Raw genomic sequence first — 20,906 nt, 5'->3', positions numbered from 1 at the left:
GCTAGGATCGGTCCATCATGACGACCCGTTGCGTGCTCCTCCTTACCCAGCCGCGCTGACGACGCACACCCGGCGCGGCTGACCCCTCCACGCGCGAGGGGCTTTTTTGTGCACCGAGGCACGATCGAGCACGAACGAGAGGACGAGGAGAAGATGAACGAGCGGATCCCCGAGCACCGCTACACCGCTCAGCTGGCGGGCCGGATCGAGGCGCGGTGGCAGGACCGCTGGGAGGCCGAGGGGACGTTCCGGTCGGCCAACCCTGCCGGGCCCTGGGCCGAGCCGGACGACCCGCGCATCGTCCGCGGGCACCGCTACGTCATGGACATGTTCCCCTACCCCTCCGGGGCGGGCCTGCACGTCGGGCACCCGCTGGGGTTCATCGCCACCGACGTGCACGCCCGCTACCTGCGCACGACCGGGATGAACGTCCTGCACACCATGGGCTTCGACGCCTTCGGCCTGCCCGCCGAGCAGTATGCGGTGCAGACCGGTCAGCACCCCCGGGTCACCACCGAGGCCAACATGGAGGTCTACCGCGCCCAGCTGCGCCGGCTGGGGATGGGCCATGAGCAGCGCCGCAGCTTGGCCACCATCGACCCCGGCTACTACCGGTGGACCCAGTGGATCTTCACCCAGATCCGGGAGTCCTGGTACGACCCGGAGGCGACCTCGCGCGACGGGAGGGGCACCGGGCGGGCGCGCCCCATCTCCGAGCTGGTCGCCCAGCTGGCGTCGGGGGAGCGGGCCACACCGGACGGGCGGACCTGGGCCGAGCTGAGCCCGGTCGAGCAGGCCGACGTGCTGGACTCCTACCGCCTGGCCTACGTCACCGCCGCGCCGGTCAACTGGGCGCCCGGGCTGGGCACGGTGCTGTCCAACGAGGAGGTCACCGCAGACGGGCGTTCCGAGCGCGGCGACTTCCCCGTCTTCAAGCGCAACCTGAGCCAGTGGATGATGCGGATCACCGCCTTCGCCGACCGGCTCGTGGACGACCTGGACCGGCTGGACTGGCCGGAGAAGGTCAAGCTGATCCAGCGCAACTGGATCGGCCGCTCCACCGGCGCCAACGTCGCCTTCGTCGTCGGGACGTCCGAGGGCACCCAGGAGACGCTGCGGGTCTTCACCACCCGGCCCGACACGCTGTTCGGCGCGACCTTCATGGTCCTCGCCCCCGAGCACCCGCTGCTGGAGTCGATCGTGCCGCAGGAGTGGCCGGAGGGCACCGACCCCGCCTGGCACCAGGGTGAGGAGTCCCCGCGGGCCGCGGTGACCGCATACCAGCGCAGCGCCGCCACCAAGAGCGACGTGGAGCGGCAGGCCGACGCCAAGACCAAGACCGGCGTCTTCACCGGCGCGTTCGCGACCAACCCGGTCAACGGCGCCCGGATCCCGGTCTTCGTGGCCGACTACGTGCTGATGGGCTACGGCACCGGCGCGATCATGGCCGTGCCCGGGCAGGACCAGCGCGACTGGGACTTCGCCCAGACCTACCGGCTGCCGATCGTCCGCACCGTGCAGCCGACCGAGGGGCACCCGCAGGACCAGGCGTTCACCGGCGAGGGACCGGCGATCAACTCCCACAACGACGAGGTCAGCCTGGACGGGCTGGGCGTCGTCGAGGCCAAGGAGCGGATCGTGGAGTGGCTGGCCGGCCGGGGCCTGGCCGAGCCGACGACCACCTACCGCCTGCGGGACTGGCTGTTCAGCCGGCAGCGCTACTGGGGCGAGCCGTTCCCCGTGCTGTGGGACGAGGACGGCGTCGCGCACAGCGTGCCCGACCACCTGCTGCCCGTCGAGCTGCCGGAGGTGCCCGACTACAGCCCGCGGACCTACGACCCGCAGGACGCGCAGAGCTCGCCCGAGGCGCCGCTGGCCCGCGCGCGCGACTGGGTCGAGGTCGAGCTCGACCTGGGCGACGGCCGGGGCGTGCGGACGTACCGACGGGAGACCAACACCATGCCCAACTGGGCCGGGTCGTGCTGGTACCACCTGCGCTACCTGGACCCCGCCAACGAGGACGCGCCGGTCGACCCGACCGTGGAGCGCTACTGGATCGGCCCGCGGCCGGAGCCGGTGGCCGGGGCGCCGGCCGGGGCCGTCGACCCCGGCGGCGTCGACCTGTACGTCGGCGGCGTCGAGCACGCGGTGCTGCACCTGCTGTACGCCCGCTTCTGGCACAAGGTGCTCTACGACCTGGGCTACGTCTCCTCCGAGGAGCCGTTCCGCAGGCTGATCAACCAGGGCATGATCGAGGCCTACGTCTACCGCGACGAACGGGGCTTCCCCGTCCCTGCCGCGGAGGTCGAGGAGCACGTGCCCGCCGACGGCGGAGCCTCCTCATACACCTGGGACGGCGAGCCCGTGACCCAGGAGTACGGGAAGATGGGCAAGTCGCTGAAGAACGTCGTCACGCCGGACGAGATGTGCGAGCAGTACGGCGCCGACACCTTCCGGGTCTACGAGATGTCGATGGGTCCGCTGGAGCAGTACCGCCCGTGGGAGACCCGCGCGGTCGTCGGCTCCATGCGTTTCCTGCAGCGGCTGTGGCGCAACGTGGTCGACGAGGAGACGGGCGAGGTCACGGTCAGCGACGAGCCGATGTCGGAGGAGACCGACAAGGCGCTGCACCGCACGATCGACGGCGTCCGCGCCGACTACGAGGCGCTGCGGACCAACACCGCGGTCGCCAAGATGATCGAGCTGAACAACCACCTGACCAAGCTGGACGTCGTCCCGCGCGCGGCCGTCGAGCCGCTGGTGCTCATGGTCGCGCCCGTGGCGCCGCACATCGCCGAGGAGCTGTGGTCGCGGCTGGGCCACGAGGGCACGCTGGCCTACGTGCCCTTCCCGCAGGCCGACCCGGCCAAGCTGGTCGAGGACACCGTGACCTGCGTCGTGCAGGTCCGGGGCAAGGTCCGTGACCGCATGGAGGTACCCGCGGACATCGACGGCGAGGCGCTGCAGGAGCTGGCCCTGGCCAGCGAGAAGGTGCAGTCGTTCATCGACGGTGCCCCGGTGCGCAAGGTGATCGTGCGCGCTCCCGGGCTGGTCAACGTGGTCGTCTGAGCTCGTGCCGATGACCACCCAGCTGGTGACCGACACCACGGCCTGCCTGCCCGCCGACCTGGCGGAGGAGGCCGGGGTGACGGTCGTCCCGCTGCACGTCACCGTCAGCGGCCGCGGCACCGTGCGAGCCCGGGAGACCAGCCCGGGCGAGGTCGCCGACATCCTCGCGCGCGGCAAGGAACGCGTCTCCACCTCGCGTCCGTCGCCCGGGGAGTTCGTCGAGGCCTACCGCGACCTGGCCGGGCGCACCGGGTGCGAGGAGATCGTCTCGGTGCACCTCTCGGCGGCGGTCAGCGGCACCGTCGAGGCAGCCGAGTCGGCGCGCGAGGAGCTGTCCGGGGAGCTGGCGGTCGAGGTCGTCGACTCCCGCGTGCTCGGCATGGGCATGGGGTATGCCGTGTGCGCCGGCGCCCGGGCCGCCGCCGGGGGCGCCCCCGCCGCCAGGGTCGCGGACCTGGTGCGCCGGCACGCAGCGGCGAGCAGCACCTGGTTCTACGTCGACACTCTCGAGCACCTGCGCCGGGGCGGGCGGATCGGCCGCGCCGCGGCACTGGTCGGGTCGGCCCTGGCGATCAAGCCGCTGCTGACGCTGCGCGACGGCGAGGTGCACCCCTCCGACCGGGTCCGCACCAGGGCCAAGGCACTCGCCCGCCTCGTCGACCACGTCGCCGCCGCGGTCGACGAGGCGCGCGGTGACGGGCTGGCGGTCCGGGTGGCCGTGCACCAGCTGGCGGCCGAGGAGGCGGCCGAGCAGCTGGCCGCCACCCTGCAGGAGCGCACCGGCGTCGTGGCCGACCTGACCGAGCTGGACCCCGTCGTCAGCGTGCACACCGGCCCCGGCACCCTCGGCGTGGCGGTGGCGCCCCAGCCGCAGGAGTAGCGCCGCGCGACGACCGTGCGCGGCCGGGCGACCGCGAGGAGCCTGCGACCGGCGACACGGTCGGCCCGCGGTCAGCTCGCGTAGCGCTTCGGGCATCCTCGAGAGGGGGACGGCTCTTCGCGTGTGCAGGAGCAACCCGCGCGGAGACGGTGTCCCTCCACACGACGTCGGCGTGGTCTCGCTGCCCACAGCCCCACCTGCGACCGGACGCCGTCCACAGGATGACCCGCGGCCCTGGGAGGCGGGCCGCTACGTCCCTAGCGTCGGGTGTCTCATGGTTTCCCGTCGGCCGAGCCTCCCGCCGTCCGACCGCCTCGCCCGGCTCCTGCAGGAGACCGGTGACGACGCGGCGGGCGCTGCGGGCACGCCCCGGGACGGACAGACCCATGACGAGGGCGAGGGCAGGAGACCGCTCGACCAGGACGACGGCTGGAACCTGCTGGACCCGCATGACGACTGGGAACATCTGGATCCGGACGACGGAGTCCTGCCGGGCGGGCGCCACCGGCGGGTGGCTGCCCCGTCCTCCCGCGTCCCGCTGCTCAGCGTGCCCGCGGCGCTGCGGTCTGCGCAGCTCGCCGTCGGGTCGCGGGCCGTGCGTGGGCTGCTGGTGCTGGCCGCCGTGGCCGTGCTCGTGCTCGGCGGCCGTTGGCTCTGGTCGCAGCGCCCGGCTCAGGCGTCGGGCGTCGACCGCGTGGCCGAGCTCGAGGTCGGGCAGGGCGGTGGTGCGCCGGGGCAGGCTGGTCCGGACGAGGCGGCGGACACCGCAGGTTTCGCGAAGGACGGCACCGCGGACGCGGCCGCGCCCGCCGAGGAGGGTGGGAAGGAGGGCGGGGGTGCCGACACCGCCGGTGAGCCGGCCGCTGTCCTGGTGGTTCACGTCACCGGGCAGGTCGGGAAGCCAGGGGTCGTCGAGCTTCCGGCGGGCTCGAGGGTCGTGGACGGGGTGCGGGCGGCAGGTGGGCTGACCGACGGCGCGGACCAGTCGTCGGTGAACCTCGCCCGGCCCCTGGTGGACGGCGAGCAGCTGTGGGTGGGCCGGCCTGGCGAGGAGCCGCCGGCCGGGTGGGTGTCCCCGGGTGTTCCTGGTGGCCGGGGCGGTGGTCCCGCTGGCGGTGGCCCCGCCGCGGACGCGGCCGGCCCGGTCCCGATCGACCTCAACACGGCCACCCAGGCGGCCCTCGAGGAGCTGCCTGGGGTCGGTCCGGTGACGGCGGGACACATCCTGGCGTGGCGGGACGAGCACGGTCGTTTCTCCCGCGTCGACGAGCTGCTCGAGGTCAGCGGCATCGGCGAGAAGACCCTCACCCAGCTCGAGCCTTACGTGACGGTCGGTGGTTAGCGTGGGAGTCACAGCGAGGCCGGCGGCCGGGGAGGCGACGGTGGGGGAGGTGACCACCGGGGAGGTGACCACCGGGCAGAGTTCCACCGAAGAGCGGAAGCTCGACCTTCGGCTGCTGCTCCCGGCGCTCCTGGCGTGGGCGGTGCTGGCGGCCCTGGTGCCAGCACCGGCCTGGGTCCTCGGCCTCGTCGGCGCGGGAGCCGCGGCCGGGGCGCTAGCTCGGCTCCATGGCTGCCGCAGGGGCGTCTGGCGAGCCCAGCTGGCCGGCGGCCTCGCCACCGTCGCGCTGGTCTGCCTGGCGGGCGCGGGCCACGTGGCGCGGGACCGGTCCGGGCCGGTGACCGGCTGGGCGGAGGAGGGAGCGACAGCCACCGTCGTCGCCACGGTCACGACGGAGCCGCGCCTGATCACCCGCGGGGACGAGCGCAAGCAGCTGGTCGTCGTCGAGCTGCGGCTGCGCGAGGTGAGCGCCCGCGGCCGGACCGTGCGCAGCGCCGCCCCGGTGGTGGTGATGGCGACGGCGCAGGAGGGATGGCAGGACCTGCGGTGGCACAGCACGGTGCGCGCCGACGGCCGGCTGCGGCCCACCGAGCCGGGTGACCGGGCGGTGGCCCTCCTCGTGCCGCGTGGCGCGCCGGTCATGCAGGAGCGACCAGGCGTGGTGCTGCGCGCGGCGGACCACGTGCGGGACCGGTTCCGCATCGCGGTGTCGCCGCTGCCTTCGGACCCACGTGGCCTCGTCCCCGGCCTCGTCATCGGCGACACCTCGTTGACGCCGGAGGAGCTCACGGAGGACATGCGGGCCACGGGGCTGACTCACCTTTCGGCCGTCAGCGGCAGCAACGTCGCCCTCGTCACCGGCGCGGTCGCCGTGCTGGTGGCCCGGCTCGGGGTGGGACGGCGCTGGCGGACGCCTCTCGTCCTGCTGGCGCTGGGTGGCTTCGTCCTGCTCTGCCGTCCCGAGCCGTCGGTCCTGAGGGCAGGAGTCATGGGCACGGTGGGGCTGCTCGCTCTGTCCTCGGCCCGCCGCCGGGACAGCCTGCCCGCGCTGGCGGCGGCCATCCTGGGCCTGCTGTGCCTCGACCCGTGGCTGGCCCGCTCCTACGGCTTCGCGCTGTCCACCCTGGCCACCCTTGGTCTGGTCGTCTGGTCGCGCCCGTGGGGGGACGCCATCGCCGCCCGCCTGCCGGGGCGCGTCTCCCTTCTCGGCGACGCGGTGTCCGTGCCTCTGGCCGCTCAGGTCGCCTGCGCGCCGGTCATCGTCATGCTCCAGGGCAGCATCACCCTCGTCGCCGTGCCCGCCAACCTGCTGGCCGCTCCGCTGGTGGCACCCACCACCGTGCTCGGCGTCGTGGCCGCGGTCGTCTCGCCGCTGTCGGTGACGCTGGCTGGCGCGGTGGCCTGGCTGGCCGCCCTGCCCGCCTGGCTCCTCGCCCTCGTCGCCCACGCCGGCGCAGACCTGCCCTGGGGGACGCTCGGCTGGGTCGAGGGCGGTCCGGGCGCGCTGCTGCTGGCGACTGTGACCCTCGCTGCCCTGACGACCGGACCGTGGTGGCGCGAGCTGCTGCGCCGCCGGCCGGCGCTGGCCCTCGGCGCCCTCGGTGCCCTGGCCGGGCTGCTGTGGCCGGCACCCACCCTGGGCGGCTGGCCCCCGCCCGGCTGGGTCGTCGTGGGCTGCGACGTGGGCCAGGGCGACGCGTTCGTGCTGCGCACCGGGCCCGGCTCGGTCCTCGTGGTCGACACCGGTCCGGACCCCGACCCGGTCGCGCGCTGCCTGCGCGACCTCGGCGTCGACCAGGTCCCGGCACTCTTCCTCAGCCACTTCCACGCCGACCACGTCGGCGGGCTGGAGGGGGTGCTGGACGAGGCAGCGGTGGGCACCGCCTACCTGACCTCCGTGCGCGACCCGCCGCACGAGGCCGCCGCGACCCTCGCGCAGCTCACGGCCGCCGGGGTGCCGACGGTGGTGGCGCGTGCCGGCGATCGTCTCCAGGTCGGCGCGGCCACGGTCGAGGTCGTCTCGCCCGGGGTACGGCCGGTGGTCGGTGGCTCCGCGGCCAACAACGCCAGCCTGGTGCTCGACGTGACCGTGGGCGGCACGCGGGTCCTGCTCACCGGCGACATCGAACCGGAGGCCGCGCGGGCGGTGCGGCAGGCGGTGGCGGGACGCGACTACGACGTGCTCAAGGTGGCCCATCACGGGTCGGCCGCCCAGGACGCCGACCTCGTGGACGGCGCCCGGGCGGAGGTGGCGCTCATCGGCGTCGGGGCGGACAACACCTTCGGGCATCCCGCGCCGCGCACGCTGGAGCTGCTGCGGCGTTCAGGGGCGCTCGTCCTGCGCACCGACCTCGACGGGGACCTCGCGGTCGGCCGGGACGCCACCGGGTTGTTCGTGGTCCGGCGCGAGAGGTGAGCCGCCCACCGCCGCTGGCCGTGGCCCTCGCCAGCCTCGCCCGAGGGGCCGACCCCGTCTCGGGGGCGGGCAGTGGCAGCGGTGTGCCGGAGGCGCTCGTCGGCGTCGTCGCCATCACCGTTCACTCAGCATCCCCACAGCCTGACGCGCTCACCCTTGGTGCATGAGAACCAGGCGGACCGCCCGCCGCAGTATTGCGGCGGCGTCCATGGTGGCAATTCTGATGACAGCGGCGTGCGCAGGCTCGCCCGGCGGCGTTGGTGCACCGTCCTCCTCCGCTGCGACGACCGGTCCTTCCGCGCAGTGCTCGAGCCCGGGGACCGTGGAGCACGTCACCTTCGACGACTCCAGTCAGGGAGCCTTCGGCGACTACCAGGTCTACCTCCTGCCCTGCTACGCCACGGACACGGCCTCCAGATACCCGGTGGTGTACCTGCTCCACGGCTCCGGACACGACGACGCCTACTGGCTCGCGGTGGGGATCGTGGGCGCGGCGGACGAGGCCATCGAGCAGGGGAAGGTTTCGCCCATGATCGTCGTCATGCCGGACGGAGGGGTCACCTTCTCGCCGGGGAGGGACGGCGTGACGTTCACCACCTTCCTCACTGACGAACTCGTTCCCCGCGTGGACGGCTCGTTCCGCACCATCGCCGAGCGCTCCGGAAGGGCGGTGGGCGGCATCTCGCTGGGTGGTGGGCTCGCGCTCAGCATCGCCGCGAAGAGACCGACGTTGTTCACCGCCGTCGGGGGTCACAGCCCCGCTGTGTTCGACACGGCCCCGTTGGCCGCCAAGCTCAAGGCGGGTGGCGAGCGCGTCTGGCTCGACGTCGGAGCCGGCGACTCCCTGAGGAACGGATCCGTGGTACTGGACAAGGAGTTGCGCGCGCTCGGTGGGGACGTCCGCTTCGAGATGCCCGAGGGCAAACACGTGGAGAGCTACTGGAGCGCCCACCTGATGGAGTACCTGGACTTCTACGACCAGTCGTTCCGGGCCAGGGGCTGATACTCAGGGTCCTCCTGGCCGACTGACGCGCCGGGCGGACGACACCGGGCTGTTCGTGGTCCGGCGGGAGAGGCGAGCCCCCTGGGCGGAGAGGTCGTGCGCCGCCGATCAGACCACGGTCACCGGGGTCGCCGCCTCCAGCTCGGCGGCGCTGCGCTGCAGCGCCTCGACCGTCACGGCGACCGACGGCACCCGGATCAGGTCGGGGGTGGTGACGAGCTGGACCACGCGGCGCGAGGGAGGGACGACCGGACGCACGACGACGTCGGGGTGGGACACCGAGTTGAGGATGAGGCGGGGCGCGAGCGCGACGCCCAGACCTGCGGCGATCAGGCCGAGAACCGCCACGTAGTCCTCGGTCTCGAAGGTGACGTCAGGCTCGAAGCCGGCCCCGTGGGCGAGCGAGAGCAGGTGCCCCCGGCAGCGTGTGCAGCCGGCGATCCACGGGTCGCCGGACAGGTCGGCCAGGTCCACCTCCTCCTGCGCGGCCAGCCGGTGGTCCTTGGGCAGGACGAGCATCACGGGGTCGGTGAGCACGTCGATGACCTCCAGACCGGCGAGGTCGTCCACGCCCCGGCCCGGGTCGGTGCCCTCGTAGGAGAACGCCACCGCCAGGTCGACCTCGCCGCTGCGCAGCGCGGCCAGGGACTGCGGCGGCTCCGCCTCGGCGAACTTCACCGTGATCCGCGGGTGCGCGGCGCGCAGCTCGGCCAGCGCGCGCGGCACCAGGACGGCGGAGGAGGAGGGGAAGGCCATCAGGCGCACCACGCCCTGCTGCAGGCCGGCGATCGCCGAGACCTCGGTCTCGGCGCGCTCGAGCGCGTCGAGGATGCCGACCGCGTGCCTGGCCAGGACACGGCCGGCCTCGGTGAGCCGCACCGTGCGCCCGGCGCGCTCGACCAGCACGGTGCCGGTGCGCTCTTCAAGCCGGCGCACCATCTGGCTCACCGCGGGCTGGGTGTAGCCCAGCGAGGTGGCGGCGGCCGTGAAGGTGCCCTCCTCGGCGATCGCCCTCATCACGCGCAGCCCTGCAGCATCGAGCATGCCGCGAGCCTAACCGGTCGGCCCGCGAGGAGGTCCCTGCACAGGGGGAGCGCGTCGTCGCGCACGGCGGGAGAGTCCCCCCGAGAGCGGGACCAAGGTCCCTCCCAGGTCCGGACCTCCTCCTCTACTACGGTGCGTCGGAAGTTGAGAGGCTGGTATCAGCAACAACAGGAACACTGACAAGGAGATGGTTCAGATGACCACACGTTCCGAGTACCGCGTGGACCCCACGCTCGACACCGTCGCGCACGAGGACCACCACATTCTACCGACCGCGGGTGGCTACGCCCTGGGGGTCCTGCGGATCGCCTTCGGGTTCACCTTCCTGTGGGCCTTCGTCGACAAGCTGTTCGGTTTCGGCTTCGCCACCCCGGCGGAGCGCGCGGTCGTCAACGGCGGCTCTCCCACCACCGGCTACCTGTCCGGCGTCGAGGGTCCGCTCGCGTCCTTCTACCACGGGATGGCCGGCAGCGGACTCGTCGACTTCCTGTTCATGGCTGGCCTGCTGGGGATCGGCCTGACGCTGATCCTGGGTGCGGGCGCCCGGATCGGTGCGCTGGCCGGAGTGCTGATGTACGTGTTCATGTACGGGGCTTCCCTGCCGACGGTCACGAACCCGTTCCTCGACGACCACCTCACCGGAGCGCTCGTCCTCGTGGTCATCGCCACCATCCCCGCGGCATGGTCCTACCTGGGCATGGGGTCCTGGTGGGCCCGCATCGCCCCGGCCTGGCTGCGCTGAGCCCGCCGTGAGCGCCACGGTGCAGGCCTCCGGGTCGGTGCTGGTCGGCGTGGACGGATCGGCGCACAACGCCTCCGCGGTCGCCTGGGCGGCCGCGGAGGCGCTGTCATCCTCAGCCACGCTGGTGCTGGTGCACGACGACGGAGGCGTAGGAGGAGCGGCGGCGCGGGCCACGCTGGAACGCGCCACAGCTGGTGCCCTGCAGGTCGACAAGGACCTGCAGGTGGTCGCCCGGGTCGCCGGCGCGTCGGGCCCGGCGGCCGGTCTGGTCCGCACGGCCCGCGAACAGGTCCGGGACGCGCAGGACGAGGGCGTCGGCGCCGAGCCGATGCTCGTCGTGGGTCGGCGCGGGGCCGGCGGGTTCCGGGAGATGACCCTGGGGTCCACCGCCCGTCGGCTGGCTCACGAGACGGACGGCCCGGTCACGGTGATCGTCCCCAGCGGCTGGGACCCGGGAACGCTCGAGCCGGCCGCACCCGTGGTCGTCGAGGCGGTCTCCGACAGGGCACTGGCCGCGGCGACAGCCAGGGCGGTCCGCCTGGGTCGTCCGCTCGTGGCGGTCGCCACCTGGTCGGTCCCGGCCGACGAGGCGATGATCGGCAGGACCATCCCGCAGGTCTGGTCCGAGCACGCCGACCGGGCCGAGAGCGGTCTGGAGGAGGCGCTGCGACCGTGGCGCGCGGCATACCCCGGTCTGGAGATGGTGGCGTTGGCCACCGACCGTCACCCGGTGGCGGCGCTGCTCGACCAGGCCTCCGGCGCCGAGGTGCTCATGGTCCCTCGTGGGGCCACCGCGGCCGCGGTCGTGGAGCACGCTGAGTGCCCGGTCTTGGTCCTGTGAGGGCGGAAGGAAGGGCCGTCGGGAGCATCCCGGCGGCCCTTCCGCACGTCGGCACCGTGCCTGCGGGGTCGGGCGTGGGGGCGCCGTGGCGGCCGGGCGTGGATGATGGGGGGATGGAAACCGACCATCTCCCGCCCCGCACCGCGGTGGACGAGCATCGGTATGCCGTGCTGCGCGACCTGCTCGCCGACGGCGGGGTCGTGGTGCTCAGCGGCGCGGGCATGTCGACCGCCTCGGGGATCCCGGACTACCGCGGACCCGACGGCCTGCGTCGGGTCCAGCCGATGCAGCACGCAGAGTTCGCCGGCTCCGCGCAGGGTCGGCAGCGCTACTGGGCGCGCGCCTACACCGGGTGGGAGCGCTTCGACGCGGCCCGGCCCAACGCCGCCCACGTCTCGGTCGCCGACCTGCAGGCCGCCGGGCTCGTCACGGGCATCATCACCCAGAACGTCGACGGGCTGCACCAGCGCGCCGGCGCCACCGGTGTCGTCGAGCTGCACGGCAACCTCGGCCGGGTGGTCTGCCTCGACTGCGGGGAGACCTACGACCGCGAGCAGGTGCACGCGTGGCTGGCAGTGGCCAACCCCGACTTCGACCCGGGGACCGTCGCCGAGGTGCGACCCGACGGCGACGTGGTCCTGCCCGAGGACCTCGTCCGCACCTTCCGCGCGCCCCGGTGCCTGGTCTGCGGGCACGACCGGCTCAAGCCGGACGTCGTCTTCTTCGGCGGGTCGGTGCCGCGGGAGGTCGTCGAGGAGGCGTTCGAGGTGACCGGCCGGGCGGACATGCTCCTGGTGCTCGGCTCATCCCTGCAGGTGATGAGTGGTTACCGGTTCGTGCGCAGGGCCGCGCGTGACGGCATACCCGTGGGCGTGGTGACGCGCGGCCGGACGCGCGGCGACGCCGAGGCGACCGTGCAGCTGGACGCTCTGCTCGACGACGTCCTGCCCCGCCTGGTCGAGGACCTCGTCGATACCGGCGGTGCTGAGGGTGCGGCAACGCGCTGAGCGTGGTGCGATGAGGGGAGCAGCGCGCCCCCCGGCGCGCCCGGAAGGCTGGAGGAGCGACGTGGACGTGACGCAGGAAGAGATCGACGGCCTCTACGACCTCGAGGTGCGCAGCGTCGACGGCGACCGGCTGGGACCGGTGCGCCAGGTCTACCTGGACGATCGGACTGGTCGGCCGGCCTGGATCGCGGTGCACACCGGGTGGTTCGGCCACCGTGAGCACCCCGTGCCGCTCTCCGGCGCCGAGCGCACCGAGGAAGGTCTGCGCGTGTCGGTCTCCGGCGAGGAGGTGCGCGAGGCGCCCACCGTCGAGCCTGACGAGCACCTCGGGCCCGAGCTGGTCGCCGAGCTGCGGCGCTACTACGCGCTGGAGGAGGGCGAGGAGAGCGCGGACGCTCCGCTCGGCGGGGACGGCCCCGGGGTATGGCGCGAGGAGGGCTCGGACGTCGTCGGCGACGGGACGCTGACCCCCGAGCAGGCTGTGACCGGCGCCCCGCTCAACATCCTGCGCGGCGACCCCGACGAACTCGCGGAGCGGCCCGTGCTGCGGCGCCACGAGCGTCCCTGACCCGCGGCGCCGGGACGGAATTGGCACCTGGCCCTCAGGTGTGGTCTGCTCATCCTTGGCCGTCTCGCGAGCGGCGGCCGAGGAACCAGGAGGATGACGTGATCTCGCAGGAGCAGCTCAACGCCCTGTACGACGCCGAGGTGGTGGACCAGGGCGGCGAGAAGGTCGGCACGATGGGCCAGGTCTACCTGGACAACAAGACTGGCGAACCTGCCTGGGTCACGGTGCGGACCGGGTGGTTCGGCGGCCGACGGGTCTTCGTCCCGCTGAGCACCGCCGAGATCGTCCACACCCAGATCCGGGTGCCCTACAGCACCGCGATGATCAAGGGCGCCCCCGACATCCCGTGCGACGGGCACCTGTCCGAGGACGACGAGCAGGACCTGTTCGAGTACTACGTCGTCGACGACGGTCCGGCGCCCTCCGCCTGAGCCGGTCCGCACAGCGGACGCCGCACACCCGGGCAGCACAACGCCGCCCCGGTCGAGTGGGGCGGCGCTGCGGGGTCGCCCGACGCACGTGGCAGCCGGCGTCGGACGAGGCTCGTCGGTCCGGTCAGACGCGTCGCAGGACGGCGGTGACCTTGCCCAGCACGACGGCGTGGTCGCCGTCGATCGGCTCGTAGGCCGGGTTGTGCGGCATGAGCCAGACCTTCTCCTTGCTCTTCTTGTAGGTCTTGACCGTCGCCTCGTTGTCGAGCATCGCGGCGACGATGTCGCCGTTGACCGCAGTGGGCTGTCGGCGCACCACGACCCAGTCGCCGTCGCAGATCGCCGCGTCGACCATCGAGTCGCCCACGACCTTGAGCAGGAAGAGCTCGCCCTCGCCGACGATCTGGCGGGGCAGCGGGAAGACGTCCTCGATGGCCTCCTCGGCCAGGATCGGCCCGCCGGCGGCGATCCGCCCGACGACGGGGACGTAGGACGCCTCGGGACGGGCGTCGCCGATGCCCGTCTCGTCGTAGGCGTCCGCAGCCGGCTCATTGCGCTGCGAGCCCGCGGTGGCGCGCCGGTAGCCCACGCCGTCGCCGGACCCGGGCACGACGACCTCGATCGCCCGGGGGCGGTGGGGGTCGCGGCGCAGGAAGCCCTTGCGCTCGAGCATCTTGAGCTGGTGGGCGACCGAGCTGGGTGAGGTCAGGCCCACCGCCTCGCCGATCTCGCGCAGGCTGGGCGGGTAGCCCCTGGCGTCGACCGAGTCGCGGATGACCGCCAGCACGCGCTGCTGACGGTTGGTGAGCTTGGCGCCCCCGTCGCGGTCGGGCATCTCGTGGATCGTTGCCATGTCCTTCTTCCCCGTCTCCTCCGGCTGCCAGGTCCTGACCGTCAGGCCAGGTCAGAGGGTTTGTCAGTGGTCGCTGATTGAGTTCCTGACATGCACACAGCGTACGGCGCACGGAGGGATCGAGCAAACATCTGTTCGATCGGCGTGTCGACAAAGCCGGACACTCGTGCTAGACATAGGACAGACGTGCTATCGCACACGCGTCTGATGACCACGAGGAGGACCACCATGAGCACAGCAGTCGTCGACCTGTTCCCCGTCGCCGGTGCCGAGCCGTTCGGCGTCCCGGCCTCCCGGCGTCGGGGTGGCCACCTGCGCGTCGTCGCTCCGCACGAGCGGGTCGCCGGGACGACGGATCCTCTGCGCATCACCCGGCGCGGACGGCTGACCCTGACCAGCACCGTCGTGCTCGTCCTGGTCCTGGCCGTGGCCTCCCTCGTCAGCGCGCTGGGACCAGCCGGTGCCAGCAGTGCCGTGACCGTGGAGCCGGGGATGACCCTCTCGCAGCTCGCCGCGGAGCAGCTGCCCGAGGTTCCGCTGAGCCAGGCCGTCACCGACATCCAGCGCGCCAACCGGCTGAGCACGACCGACATCGCAGCGGGCCAGACCCTCGTGATCCCCGGCCGCTGACGCGGCAGGCGGCCGCTCTCTGATGCGGCTGCCGCCGGCTCGCAGAGCCGCGGTCCGGTCCGCTCAGCCCGGTTCGCTGCCCTGCTCCTCGCCGGCGGAAATGGCCTGCCACACCACCGGCAGCTGCTCGGTGGAGATGAAGTAGCCGGTCAGGTGCGGGTCGAACATGAGCCCGGCGATCTCGGCCGAGAGGTAGACGTCGGCGGAGCTCACGACTTCCTGCGGCTCCAGCGAGATCGCCCGCATGTCCTCGTCCGCGCGGATCATGCCGTTCTGCACCGCGAAGTGCCGGGCCCGCTCGGCGTTGGTGAAGGTCAGCAGCATCAGCTGGTCGTCGATCTCGGCAGCCGCCGGCGACTCGAGCCCTTCCTCGCCGACCGCGATGAACCACCAGCTGGGCAGGCCCATCGTGGCCCGCCACAGCGCGGTCATCCCCTCGTGGTCCTCGGGCCCCTCGACGCGTGCGGCGAGCAGGTCGGTCTCGGTCTCGGCCGGGGGGAGCAGGCCGGAGGGTAGAGACTCCTCGGGCGCCACGCCGGGGTCGTCCTGAGGTGCCCCGTCGCGGCGTGCGTCGTCCTGGAAGGGCATCGAGGTGGGCTCGGTCATGATTCCATGGCACCACACCCGCAGCGCCAGACCCAATCCCGGCGCGCGCCTGTGGATGTGCCGACGTGGTTGTCGGAGGAGGCGGTTACGGTCGGGGCATGACGCGCAGCGAGGACCCGGCAGGAGCCACCATGGTCGAGGGAGCGGGTGTCGGCACCCCCGACGAGACGCTGGTGGCCACGGCCCACGACGCGTTGCGCCGCCTGGTCGGCAGCCCCGGTGCGCAGTTCCGGGACGGGCAGCTCGACGCCGTGCTCGCCCTGGTGCAGGAGCGCTCGCGGGTGCTCGTCGTGCAGCGCACCGGGTGGGGCAAGTCCGCGGTCTACTTCGTGGCGACCGCGTTGCGGCGGGCCCAGCACGCCGGACCCACGATCATCGTCTCCCCCCTGCTGGCCCTGATGCGCGACCAGATCGCCGCGGCCGCCCGGGCCGGCGTCCGGGCGGTGACGATGAACTCGGCCAACGCCACCGAGTGGGACACCGTGCGGGCGGCCCTGGCGGCCGACGAGGTCGACGTCCTCCTGGTCAGTCCGGAGCGGCTCAACAACCCGCGCTTCCGCGAGGAGCAGCTGCCCGACCTCGCGGCCCGCTGCGGGCTTCTGGTCGTCGACGAGGCGCACTGCATCAGCGACTGGGGTCACGACTTCCGTCCGGACTACCGGCGTATCCGGACCCTCCTCGACGCGCTCCCGGAGGGCACGCCGGTCCTGGCGACGACGGCCACCGCCAACGAGCGGGTCGTCGAGGACGTCGTCGAGCAGCTCGGCGTCGGGGGTGCGGTCGTGCGCACCGTCCGTGGTCCGTTGGCGCGGGCCTCACTGCGCCTGGGCGTGCTGCCCCGGCTCACCCCGGAGCAACGGCTGGGCTGGATCGTCGCCCACCTGACCGATCTGCCGGGCAGCGGCATCGTCTACTGCCTGACGGTGGCCGCCGCCGAGGACGTCGCCGAGGCGCTACGGACCGCGGGGCACGAGGTAGCGGCCTACACGGGGCGCACCGACCCCGAGGAGCGCGAACGTCTGGAGACCGCGCTCAGGGAGAACCAGGTCAAGGCGCTCGTGGCGACCAGCGCCCTCGGCATGGGCTTCGACAAGCCCGACCTCGGCTTCGTCGTGCATCTGGGCGCGCCGAGCTCGCCGGTGGCCTACTACCAGCAGGTCGGTCGTGCCGGTCGCGCCACCGATCGCGCCGACGTGCTGCTCCTGCCCGGCTCGGAGGACCGGGACATCTGGTCCTACTTCGCGACGGTGTCGATGCCCCGCCAGGACCAGGCGGACGCCGTCCTGACCGCCCTGGCCGAGGCGCGACGTCCGCTGTCCACGCCCGCGCTGGAGACGATGGTCGACGTGCGCCGCACCAGGCTCGAGCTGCTGCTCAAGGTGCTCGACGTCGAGGGCGCGGTCGACAAGGTCCAGGGCGGGTGGGTCGGCACCGGCCAGCCCTGGGTCTACGACCGTGAGCGTTACCAGCGGGTGGCCGACGCACGCGTGCGCGAGGCCGAGCTGATGGTCGCCTACCAGCAGACCTCGAAGTGCCGGATGGCCTTCCTCCAGGAGACCCTCGACGACCCCACGGCCAGCCCGTGCGGGAGGTGCGACAACTGCGCCGGGGTCTGGTACCCGACCGAGATCCCGGACGAGGCGGTCGGGGCGGCACGGACCCAGCTCGGCGGTGTCGGCGTGCGGGTCGACCCCCGGGCGCAGTGGCCGACCGGCATGCCGAGGCTGGGCGTCGACGTCAAGGGCCGGATCGCCGCGGAGGAACAGGCCGAGCCCGGCCGTGCCCTGGCCCGGCTCTCCGACCTGGGTTGGGGACAGCGGTTGCGCACGGCCCTGGCCGAGGGCACCCGTGTCGTCGACCCGGAGGACCCGGACGCGGCGGAGCAGCCCGGACGGCCGGTGCCGCCGGAGGTCGTGCGGGCCGTGGTGCAGGTGCTGGCCGGCTGGGACTGGGCGGCCCGCCCGGTCGGCGTGGTGGCGATGCCCTCGCGCCGCCGTCCGGCCGTCGTCAGTTCCCTCGCCGAGCAGATCAGCCAGATCGGCCGGCTGCCGATGCTCGGCAGGCTGGACTACGCCGATGGCGGCCCGGTGGGAGAGCCGGGCGGCAACAGCGCGTTCCGGCTGGCCAACGTGTGGGACCGCATCACCGTCGGTCCCGAGCTGCGCGAAGCTCTGGCCTCGGCGCGCGGCCCGGTCCTGCTGGTCGACGACGTCGTGGACTCGCGCTGGACCCTGACGATCGCCTCCCGCGCGCTGCGCCTCGCCGGGGCCGGGGCCGTGCTCCCACTGGTGCTGGCTGTCGACGGCTGACCGGCGCCCGGGAGGGCCTGGCGGAAAACCCGTGGCGCTCCAGCCGCCGCTGAGCCATCATGGTCCGACGCCCGGAGGCACGCGGCCGCGGCCGGCACCACGTCCCGGCACCGTTGTCCCGCACCTGGCCACCGGTCGCGTACAGGACGTGGACTCCACGATCTGGCAAGCGCCTTCCAGCGCACGGGTTCGACTCCCTACCGGCGGCGCCGACCGGAGATCTCCGCAGGCTGGGCCCTGCGACCACTCCCTGACAGGACGTGGCCCCGCCCGGCCCGCGGACCGGTCGGCGAAGCCACGGGCGTCGGTCCCGGGTACCGTCCGGCGACCCGCAGCCTGCAGAACCCGCAGCCTGCACCACCGCACCAAGACCGCCCCCGGAAGGAGGCACCGACCATGCTCCGACACCTTCTCGTCCACCCCTCCACCACCGCCCTGGAGTACCGCCGCGGGGAGTTCGCCCGCGCCCTCGAGCCCGGCCGCCACCCGGTGCCGCTGCGCGCCACGCACGTGGCGGTCGACCTGCGTGAGCAGCTGCTGGCGGTCGCCCCGCAGGAGATCCTCACCGCCGACGGCCTGTCCGTCCGCGTGACCTCCGCGGTCCGCCTGGCGGTCGGAGACGCGCGGGCCTTCCACGAGGTGGCCTTCGACCCGCACGCGCTGGTCTACCTGGCCACCCAGGTCGCGCTGCGCGAGGCGCTCGGCGGGCTCACCGTGGAGGAGCTGACGCGGCGCGGCGCCTCGCTGCCGGTCACCGAGCTCACCGCGGCCGCCGACGCCGCCGCCCGCCCGGTCGGCCTCGTCGTGCGCGAGGTCGTCGTCAAGGACGTGATCCTCCCGCCCGAGGTGCGGGCTGCCGCGGTCGAGCTGGCCACGGCCAAGGCGCGGGGCATGGCGCGGCTGGAGGCGGCGCGCGCCGAGAACGCGTCCCTGCGCTCGCTGGCCAACGCGGCCAAGGTCCTGGAGGCGCACCCGGCGCTGGCGCGGCTGCGCATGGTGCAGGAGGCACGTCCCGGCACCACCCTCGTCGTCCGGCTGGACGACGAGCGGGCCCCCGTCGTCACGCCGGCCGAGGCAGGCTGAGCGCGAGCGGTCCGCGTCGACCGGGACAGCATGGGCCGTGGTGGATCGGTGTCGTCGTGGGCGACACCGATCCACCACGCGGTCAGCGGCGACAGCGTGGTCGGTCAGTAGAGGAAGATCGGGAAGGCCGCGGGGTCGTGCGCGTGGACGATCGCGAGGAAGACGATCGCGTCGAAGAGCAGGTGGATGAGCACGACATACCCCAGCGAGCGGGTGCGGGTGAAGATCCAGCCCTGCAGCAGCGCGAAGGGGACGGTGAGCAGCGGGCCCCACTCCCGGTAGCCCAGCTCCCACAGGAACGACACGAAGATCGTCGCCTGGAGCAGGTTGGCCAGCCAGACCGGGAAGTGCCGCCGCAGCAGCACGAAGCACACGCAGATGAAGAACAGCTCGTCCCACAGCCCGACCGCGTTGACGCCGACGAAGAAGCGGCCGTACTCGCTGGCCGTGCCGATCGCGGGCCAGTTCTGGTAGGCGCCGGAGCGGATGAAGTAGACCGGCAGGATCAGCCAGCCCAGCACCGGCACGGCCACGACGTAACCCCACTGCAGGCGGCTCCAGCGGTCTCCAGCCACCCACGGGAAGCGGATCGCGCGGCGCCGGTAGACCAGCCGGTCCACCGCGACCGGCACCGCCACCGCCGCGGCCAGCACGAACCCGAGCCGGAAGAACATCGGCCAGCTGATGTCGGCCTCCACCGAGGTCGTCGAGACGACCGCGATCCCCAGGCCGACCAGCAGCAGGTCGCGGCACAGGGCCCTGGCCACCAGGCGCGCGGCGACCACGCTGAGCACCAGCAGCACCAGACCCTGCCACCGCGCCTGGAGACCGAAGACCAGGAAGGCGGACACCGACACCCCGACGGCCGGCAGCACGCGTGCCACGGTCGGCCGGGGGACGGTCTGCTCGGGCGGAGCCTTCGGCTCGGAGACGGGCAGGGGCACGCGGAGAGCCTAGTCGGCGAGGCGGTCCAGGACCTCGACGAGCGCGTCCGCGTCCTCCTGCGTGGTGTAGAGGTGGAAGCTCACCCGCACCGAGCCCGCCCGGACCGCGGCACGGACGCCGTGCCCGGCCAGCCGGTCGGCCAGGCCGGGGGCGTGGAGGGCGACGATCGAGGAGTTCGACGGCTCCATCCCCGCCGCCGCCCGGACCTGGTTGGCCAGTCCCACGCAGTGCTGCTCCACCGCGGCCATCTCCAGCCCCGCCAGCCACGGCATCGAGACCGCGGCGCCGAGCACGGTGAACCACGCCGGCGAGGTGTCGAACCGCCGGGCGTCCGGCGCCAGCAGGGCGGGGAAGGTGTAGATCTGCGACCAGGGGTCCGGGCCGGAGTACCAGCCCGCCGCATGCGGCACGGTCTGCCCGGCCAGCGCCCCGCTGAGCGCCATCCAGGCCGCCCCACGGGGCGCGAGCAACCACTTGTAGCTGCCGCCGACCACGGCGTCGGCCCAGGCCACGTCGAGGTCCATCCACCCCATCGCCTGCGTGACGTCCAGCAGCACGAGGGTGTCCCGGTCGCGGACCGCCGAGCGGAGCCGGCCGGTGTCCAGGACCCGGCCGTCGGCCGACTGCACGAGGCTGGCGGCGACGACGTCGAACTCGCCGGCCCTCGCCTCCAGGTCGCCCGGCGCCAGCGTGGTGACCGAGACGCCGCGCGCCGCCTGGGTGGTGAAGGGTGCCGTGACGCTGGTGAACTCGCCGGGCAGCGTCGCGACCCGTGCGCCGTCCGGCACGGACGCCGCAACCAGGCCCACGAGCGCGGAGACGCTGCCGCCCATCGCCACCGTCGCGACGGGGACCCCGGCCAGGCTGGCGAAGGCGGCCCTCGAGGCCGCCACCGGCTCGTCGAACTCCGCACCCGACATCTCGCCGGACTCCCAGCGGGCCAGCCGCTCCCGGAGGACGCCCAGCTGGCGCCGGGACGGCAGCCCGTAGGTCGCCGAGTTGAGGAACCCCCTGGCCCCCTCGAACTCCTCGCCGTAGATCTCGCGCACCGCTCCAGCCACCTGCGCACCTCCTTCCTGGTCCCACGCTAGCGGTGCCGCGGCAGCTGTCCTTGACCGTGCACCGGCGCGGCGGGGA

At 73.4% G+C, this 20,906-nt stretch carries 18 protein-coding genes; 13 read left to right on the top strand and 5 right to left on the bottom strand.

The features are described from left to right. The first annotated feature begins 153 nt into the window (after positions 1-153). The 5 genes from leuS (at position 154) to DV701_RS06265 (ending at position 8,710) form a co-directional block, all read left to right on the top strand. Complete coding sequence (gene leuS / locus DV701_RS06285; protein ID WP_114930847.1) at positions 154-3,069, top strand: leucine--tRNA ligase; 2,916 nt, start codon at positions 154-156, stop codon at positions 3,067-3,069. Between the two features lie 10 nt (positions 3,070-3,079). Further along, positions 3,080-3,949, top strand: a complete 870-nt coding sequence (locus tag DV701_RS06280) for a DegV family protein (protein ID WP_114927550.1) — start codon at positions 3,080-3,082, stop codon at positions 3,947-3,949. Positions 3,950-4,223: 274 nt separating this feature from the next. Next, positions 4,224-5,291 (top strand): helix-hairpin-helix domain-containing protein, encoded by a 1,068-nt coding sequence (locus DV701_RS06275; RefSeq protein WP_114927549.1) that lies wholly within the window; start codon positions 4,224-4,226, stop codon positions 5,289-5,291. A gap of 1 nt (position 5,292) precedes the next feature. Further along, on the top strand, positions 5,293-7,707 hold the full coding sequence (locus DV701_RS06270) for a ComEC/Rec2 family competence protein (protein WP_228255253.1): 2,415 nt from the start codon (positions 5,293-5,295) through the stop codon (positions 7,705-7,707). Positions 7,708-8,029: 322 nt separating this feature from the next. Continuing rightward, complete coding sequence (locus DV701_RS06265; protein WP_162802849.1) at positions 8,030-8,710, top strand: alpha/beta hydrolase; 681 nt, start codon at positions 8,030-8,032, stop codon at positions 8,708-8,710. A gap of 108 nt (positions 8,711-8,818) precedes the next feature. Here DV701_RS06265 and DV701_RS06260 read toward each other — a convergent pair whose 3' ends face one another. Continuing rightward, positions 8,819-9,754 carry a LysR family transcriptional regulator gene (locus tag DV701_RS06260; protein WP_114927547.1) on the bottom strand — a complete coding sequence of 312 codons (936 nt, stop codon included), beginning with the start codon at positions 9,752-9,754 and terminating at the stop codon, positions 8,819-8,821. 196 nt (positions 9,755-9,950) lie between these two features. On the opposite strand from DV701_RS06260, the gene DV701_RS06255 reads away from it, so the two are divergent. From DV701_RS06255 to DV701_RS06235, 5 genes are all read left to right on the top strand, one after another. Beyond that, positions 9,951-10,496: a hypothetical protein gene (locus DV701_RS06255; RefSeq protein ID WP_228255252.1), complete on the top strand. Its 546-nt coding sequence runs from the start codon at positions 9,951-9,953 to the stop codon at positions 10,494-10,496. A 7-nt stretch (positions 10,497-10,503) separates the two neighbouring features. Then, positions 10,504-11,337 (top strand): universal stress protein, encoded by an 834-nt coding sequence (locus DV701_RS06250; RefSeq protein WP_114927546.1) that lies wholly within the window; start codon positions 10,504-10,506, stop codon positions 11,335-11,337. A 113-nt stretch (positions 11,338-11,450) separates the two neighbouring features. Next, the gene (locus DV701_RS06245) at positions 11,451-12,344 is read left to right on the top strand and encodes a Sir2 family NAD-dependent protein deacetylase (RefSeq protein WP_114927545.1); all 894 of its coding nucleotides are present in this window, start codon (positions 11,451-11,453) and stop codon (positions 12,342-12,344) included. 67 nt (positions 12,345-12,411) lie between these two features. Next, the gene (locus DV701_RS06240; RefSeq protein WP_162802848.1) at positions 12,412-12,912 is read left to right on the top strand and encodes a PRC-barrel domain-containing protein; all 501 of its coding nucleotides are present in this window, start codon (positions 12,412-12,414) and stop codon (positions 12,910-12,912) included. Positions 12,913-13,010: 98 nt separating this feature from the next. Beyond that, positions 13,011-13,343 carry a PRC-barrel domain-containing protein gene (locus DV701_RS06235; RefSeq protein ID WP_114927543.1) on the top strand — a complete coding sequence of 111 codons (333 nt, stop codon included), beginning with the start codon at positions 13,011-13,013 and terminating at the stop codon, positions 13,341-13,343. 124 nt (positions 13,344-13,467) lie between these two features. Here the strand turns inward: DV701_RS06235 and lexA are convergent, their stop codons facing one another. Further along, on the bottom strand, positions 13,468-14,196 hold the full coding sequence (gene lexA, locus DV701_RS06230) for a transcriptional repressor LexA (RefSeq protein ID WP_114927542.1): 729 nt from the start codon (positions 14,194-14,196) through the stop codon (positions 13,468-13,470). Positions 14,197-14,424: 228 nt separating this feature from the next. Here lexA and DV701_RS06225 point away from each other — a divergent pair, with 228 nt between their 5' ends. After that, complete coding sequence (locus DV701_RS06225) at positions 14,425-14,826, top strand: LysM peptidoglycan-binding domain-containing protein (protein ID WP_162802847.1); 402 nt, start codon at positions 14,425-14,427, stop codon at positions 14,824-14,826. A 63-nt stretch (positions 14,827-14,889) separates the two neighbouring features. Here DV701_RS06225 and DV701_RS06220 read toward each other — a convergent pair whose 3' ends face one another. Further along, the gene (locus DV701_RS06220) at positions 14,890-15,432 is read right to left on the bottom strand and encodes a hypothetical protein (protein ID WP_114927540.1); all 543 of its coding nucleotides are present in this window, start codon (positions 15,430-15,432) and stop codon (positions 14,890-14,892) included. A 131-nt stretch (positions 15,433-15,563) separates the two neighbouring features. Between DV701_RS06220 and DV701_RS06215 the strand changes: the two genes are divergently transcribed. Together DV701_RS06215 and DV701_RS06210 are read left to right on the top strand one after the other, a co-directional pair. After that, complete coding sequence (locus tag DV701_RS06215) at positions 15,564-17,741, top strand: RecQ family ATP-dependent DNA helicase (protein WP_202863703.1); 2,178 nt, start codon at positions 15,564-15,566, stop codon at positions 17,739-17,741. Positions 17,742-18,137: 396 nt separating this feature from the next. Further along, the gene (locus tag DV701_RS06210; protein WP_114927538.1) at positions 18,138-18,824 is read left to right on the top strand and encodes an SPFH domain-containing protein; all 687 of its coding nucleotides are present in this window, start codon (positions 18,138-18,140) and stop codon (positions 18,822-18,824) included. Positions 18,825-18,928: 104 nt separating this feature from the next. On the opposite strand, the gene DV701_RS06205 is transcribed toward DV701_RS06210, so the two are convergent. Beyond that, positions 18,929-19,762: a CPBP family intramembrane glutamic endopeptidase gene (locus DV701_RS06205; RefSeq protein WP_162803123.1), complete on the bottom strand. Its 834-nt coding sequence runs from the start codon at positions 19,760-19,762 to the stop codon at positions 18,929-18,931. Positions 19,763-19,777: 15 nt separating this feature from the next. Further along, on the bottom strand, positions 19,778-20,830 hold the full coding sequence (locus tag DV701_RS06200; RefSeq protein WP_202863651.1) for an aminotransferase class V-fold PLP-dependent enzyme: 1,053 nt from the start codon (positions 20,828-20,830) through the stop codon (positions 19,778-19,780). Positions 20,831-20,906: the final 76 nt, after the last annotated feature.

The organism is Ornithinimicrobium avium (genome assembly GCF_003351765.1).
Lineage (GTDB): Bacteria > Actinomycetota > Actinomycetes > Actinomycetales > Dermatophilaceae > Ornithinicoccus > Ornithinicoccus avius.
The sequence above is the reverse complement of the archived record's forward strand: the minus strand, read 5'-3'. Positions and strand labels throughout refer to the sequence as shown.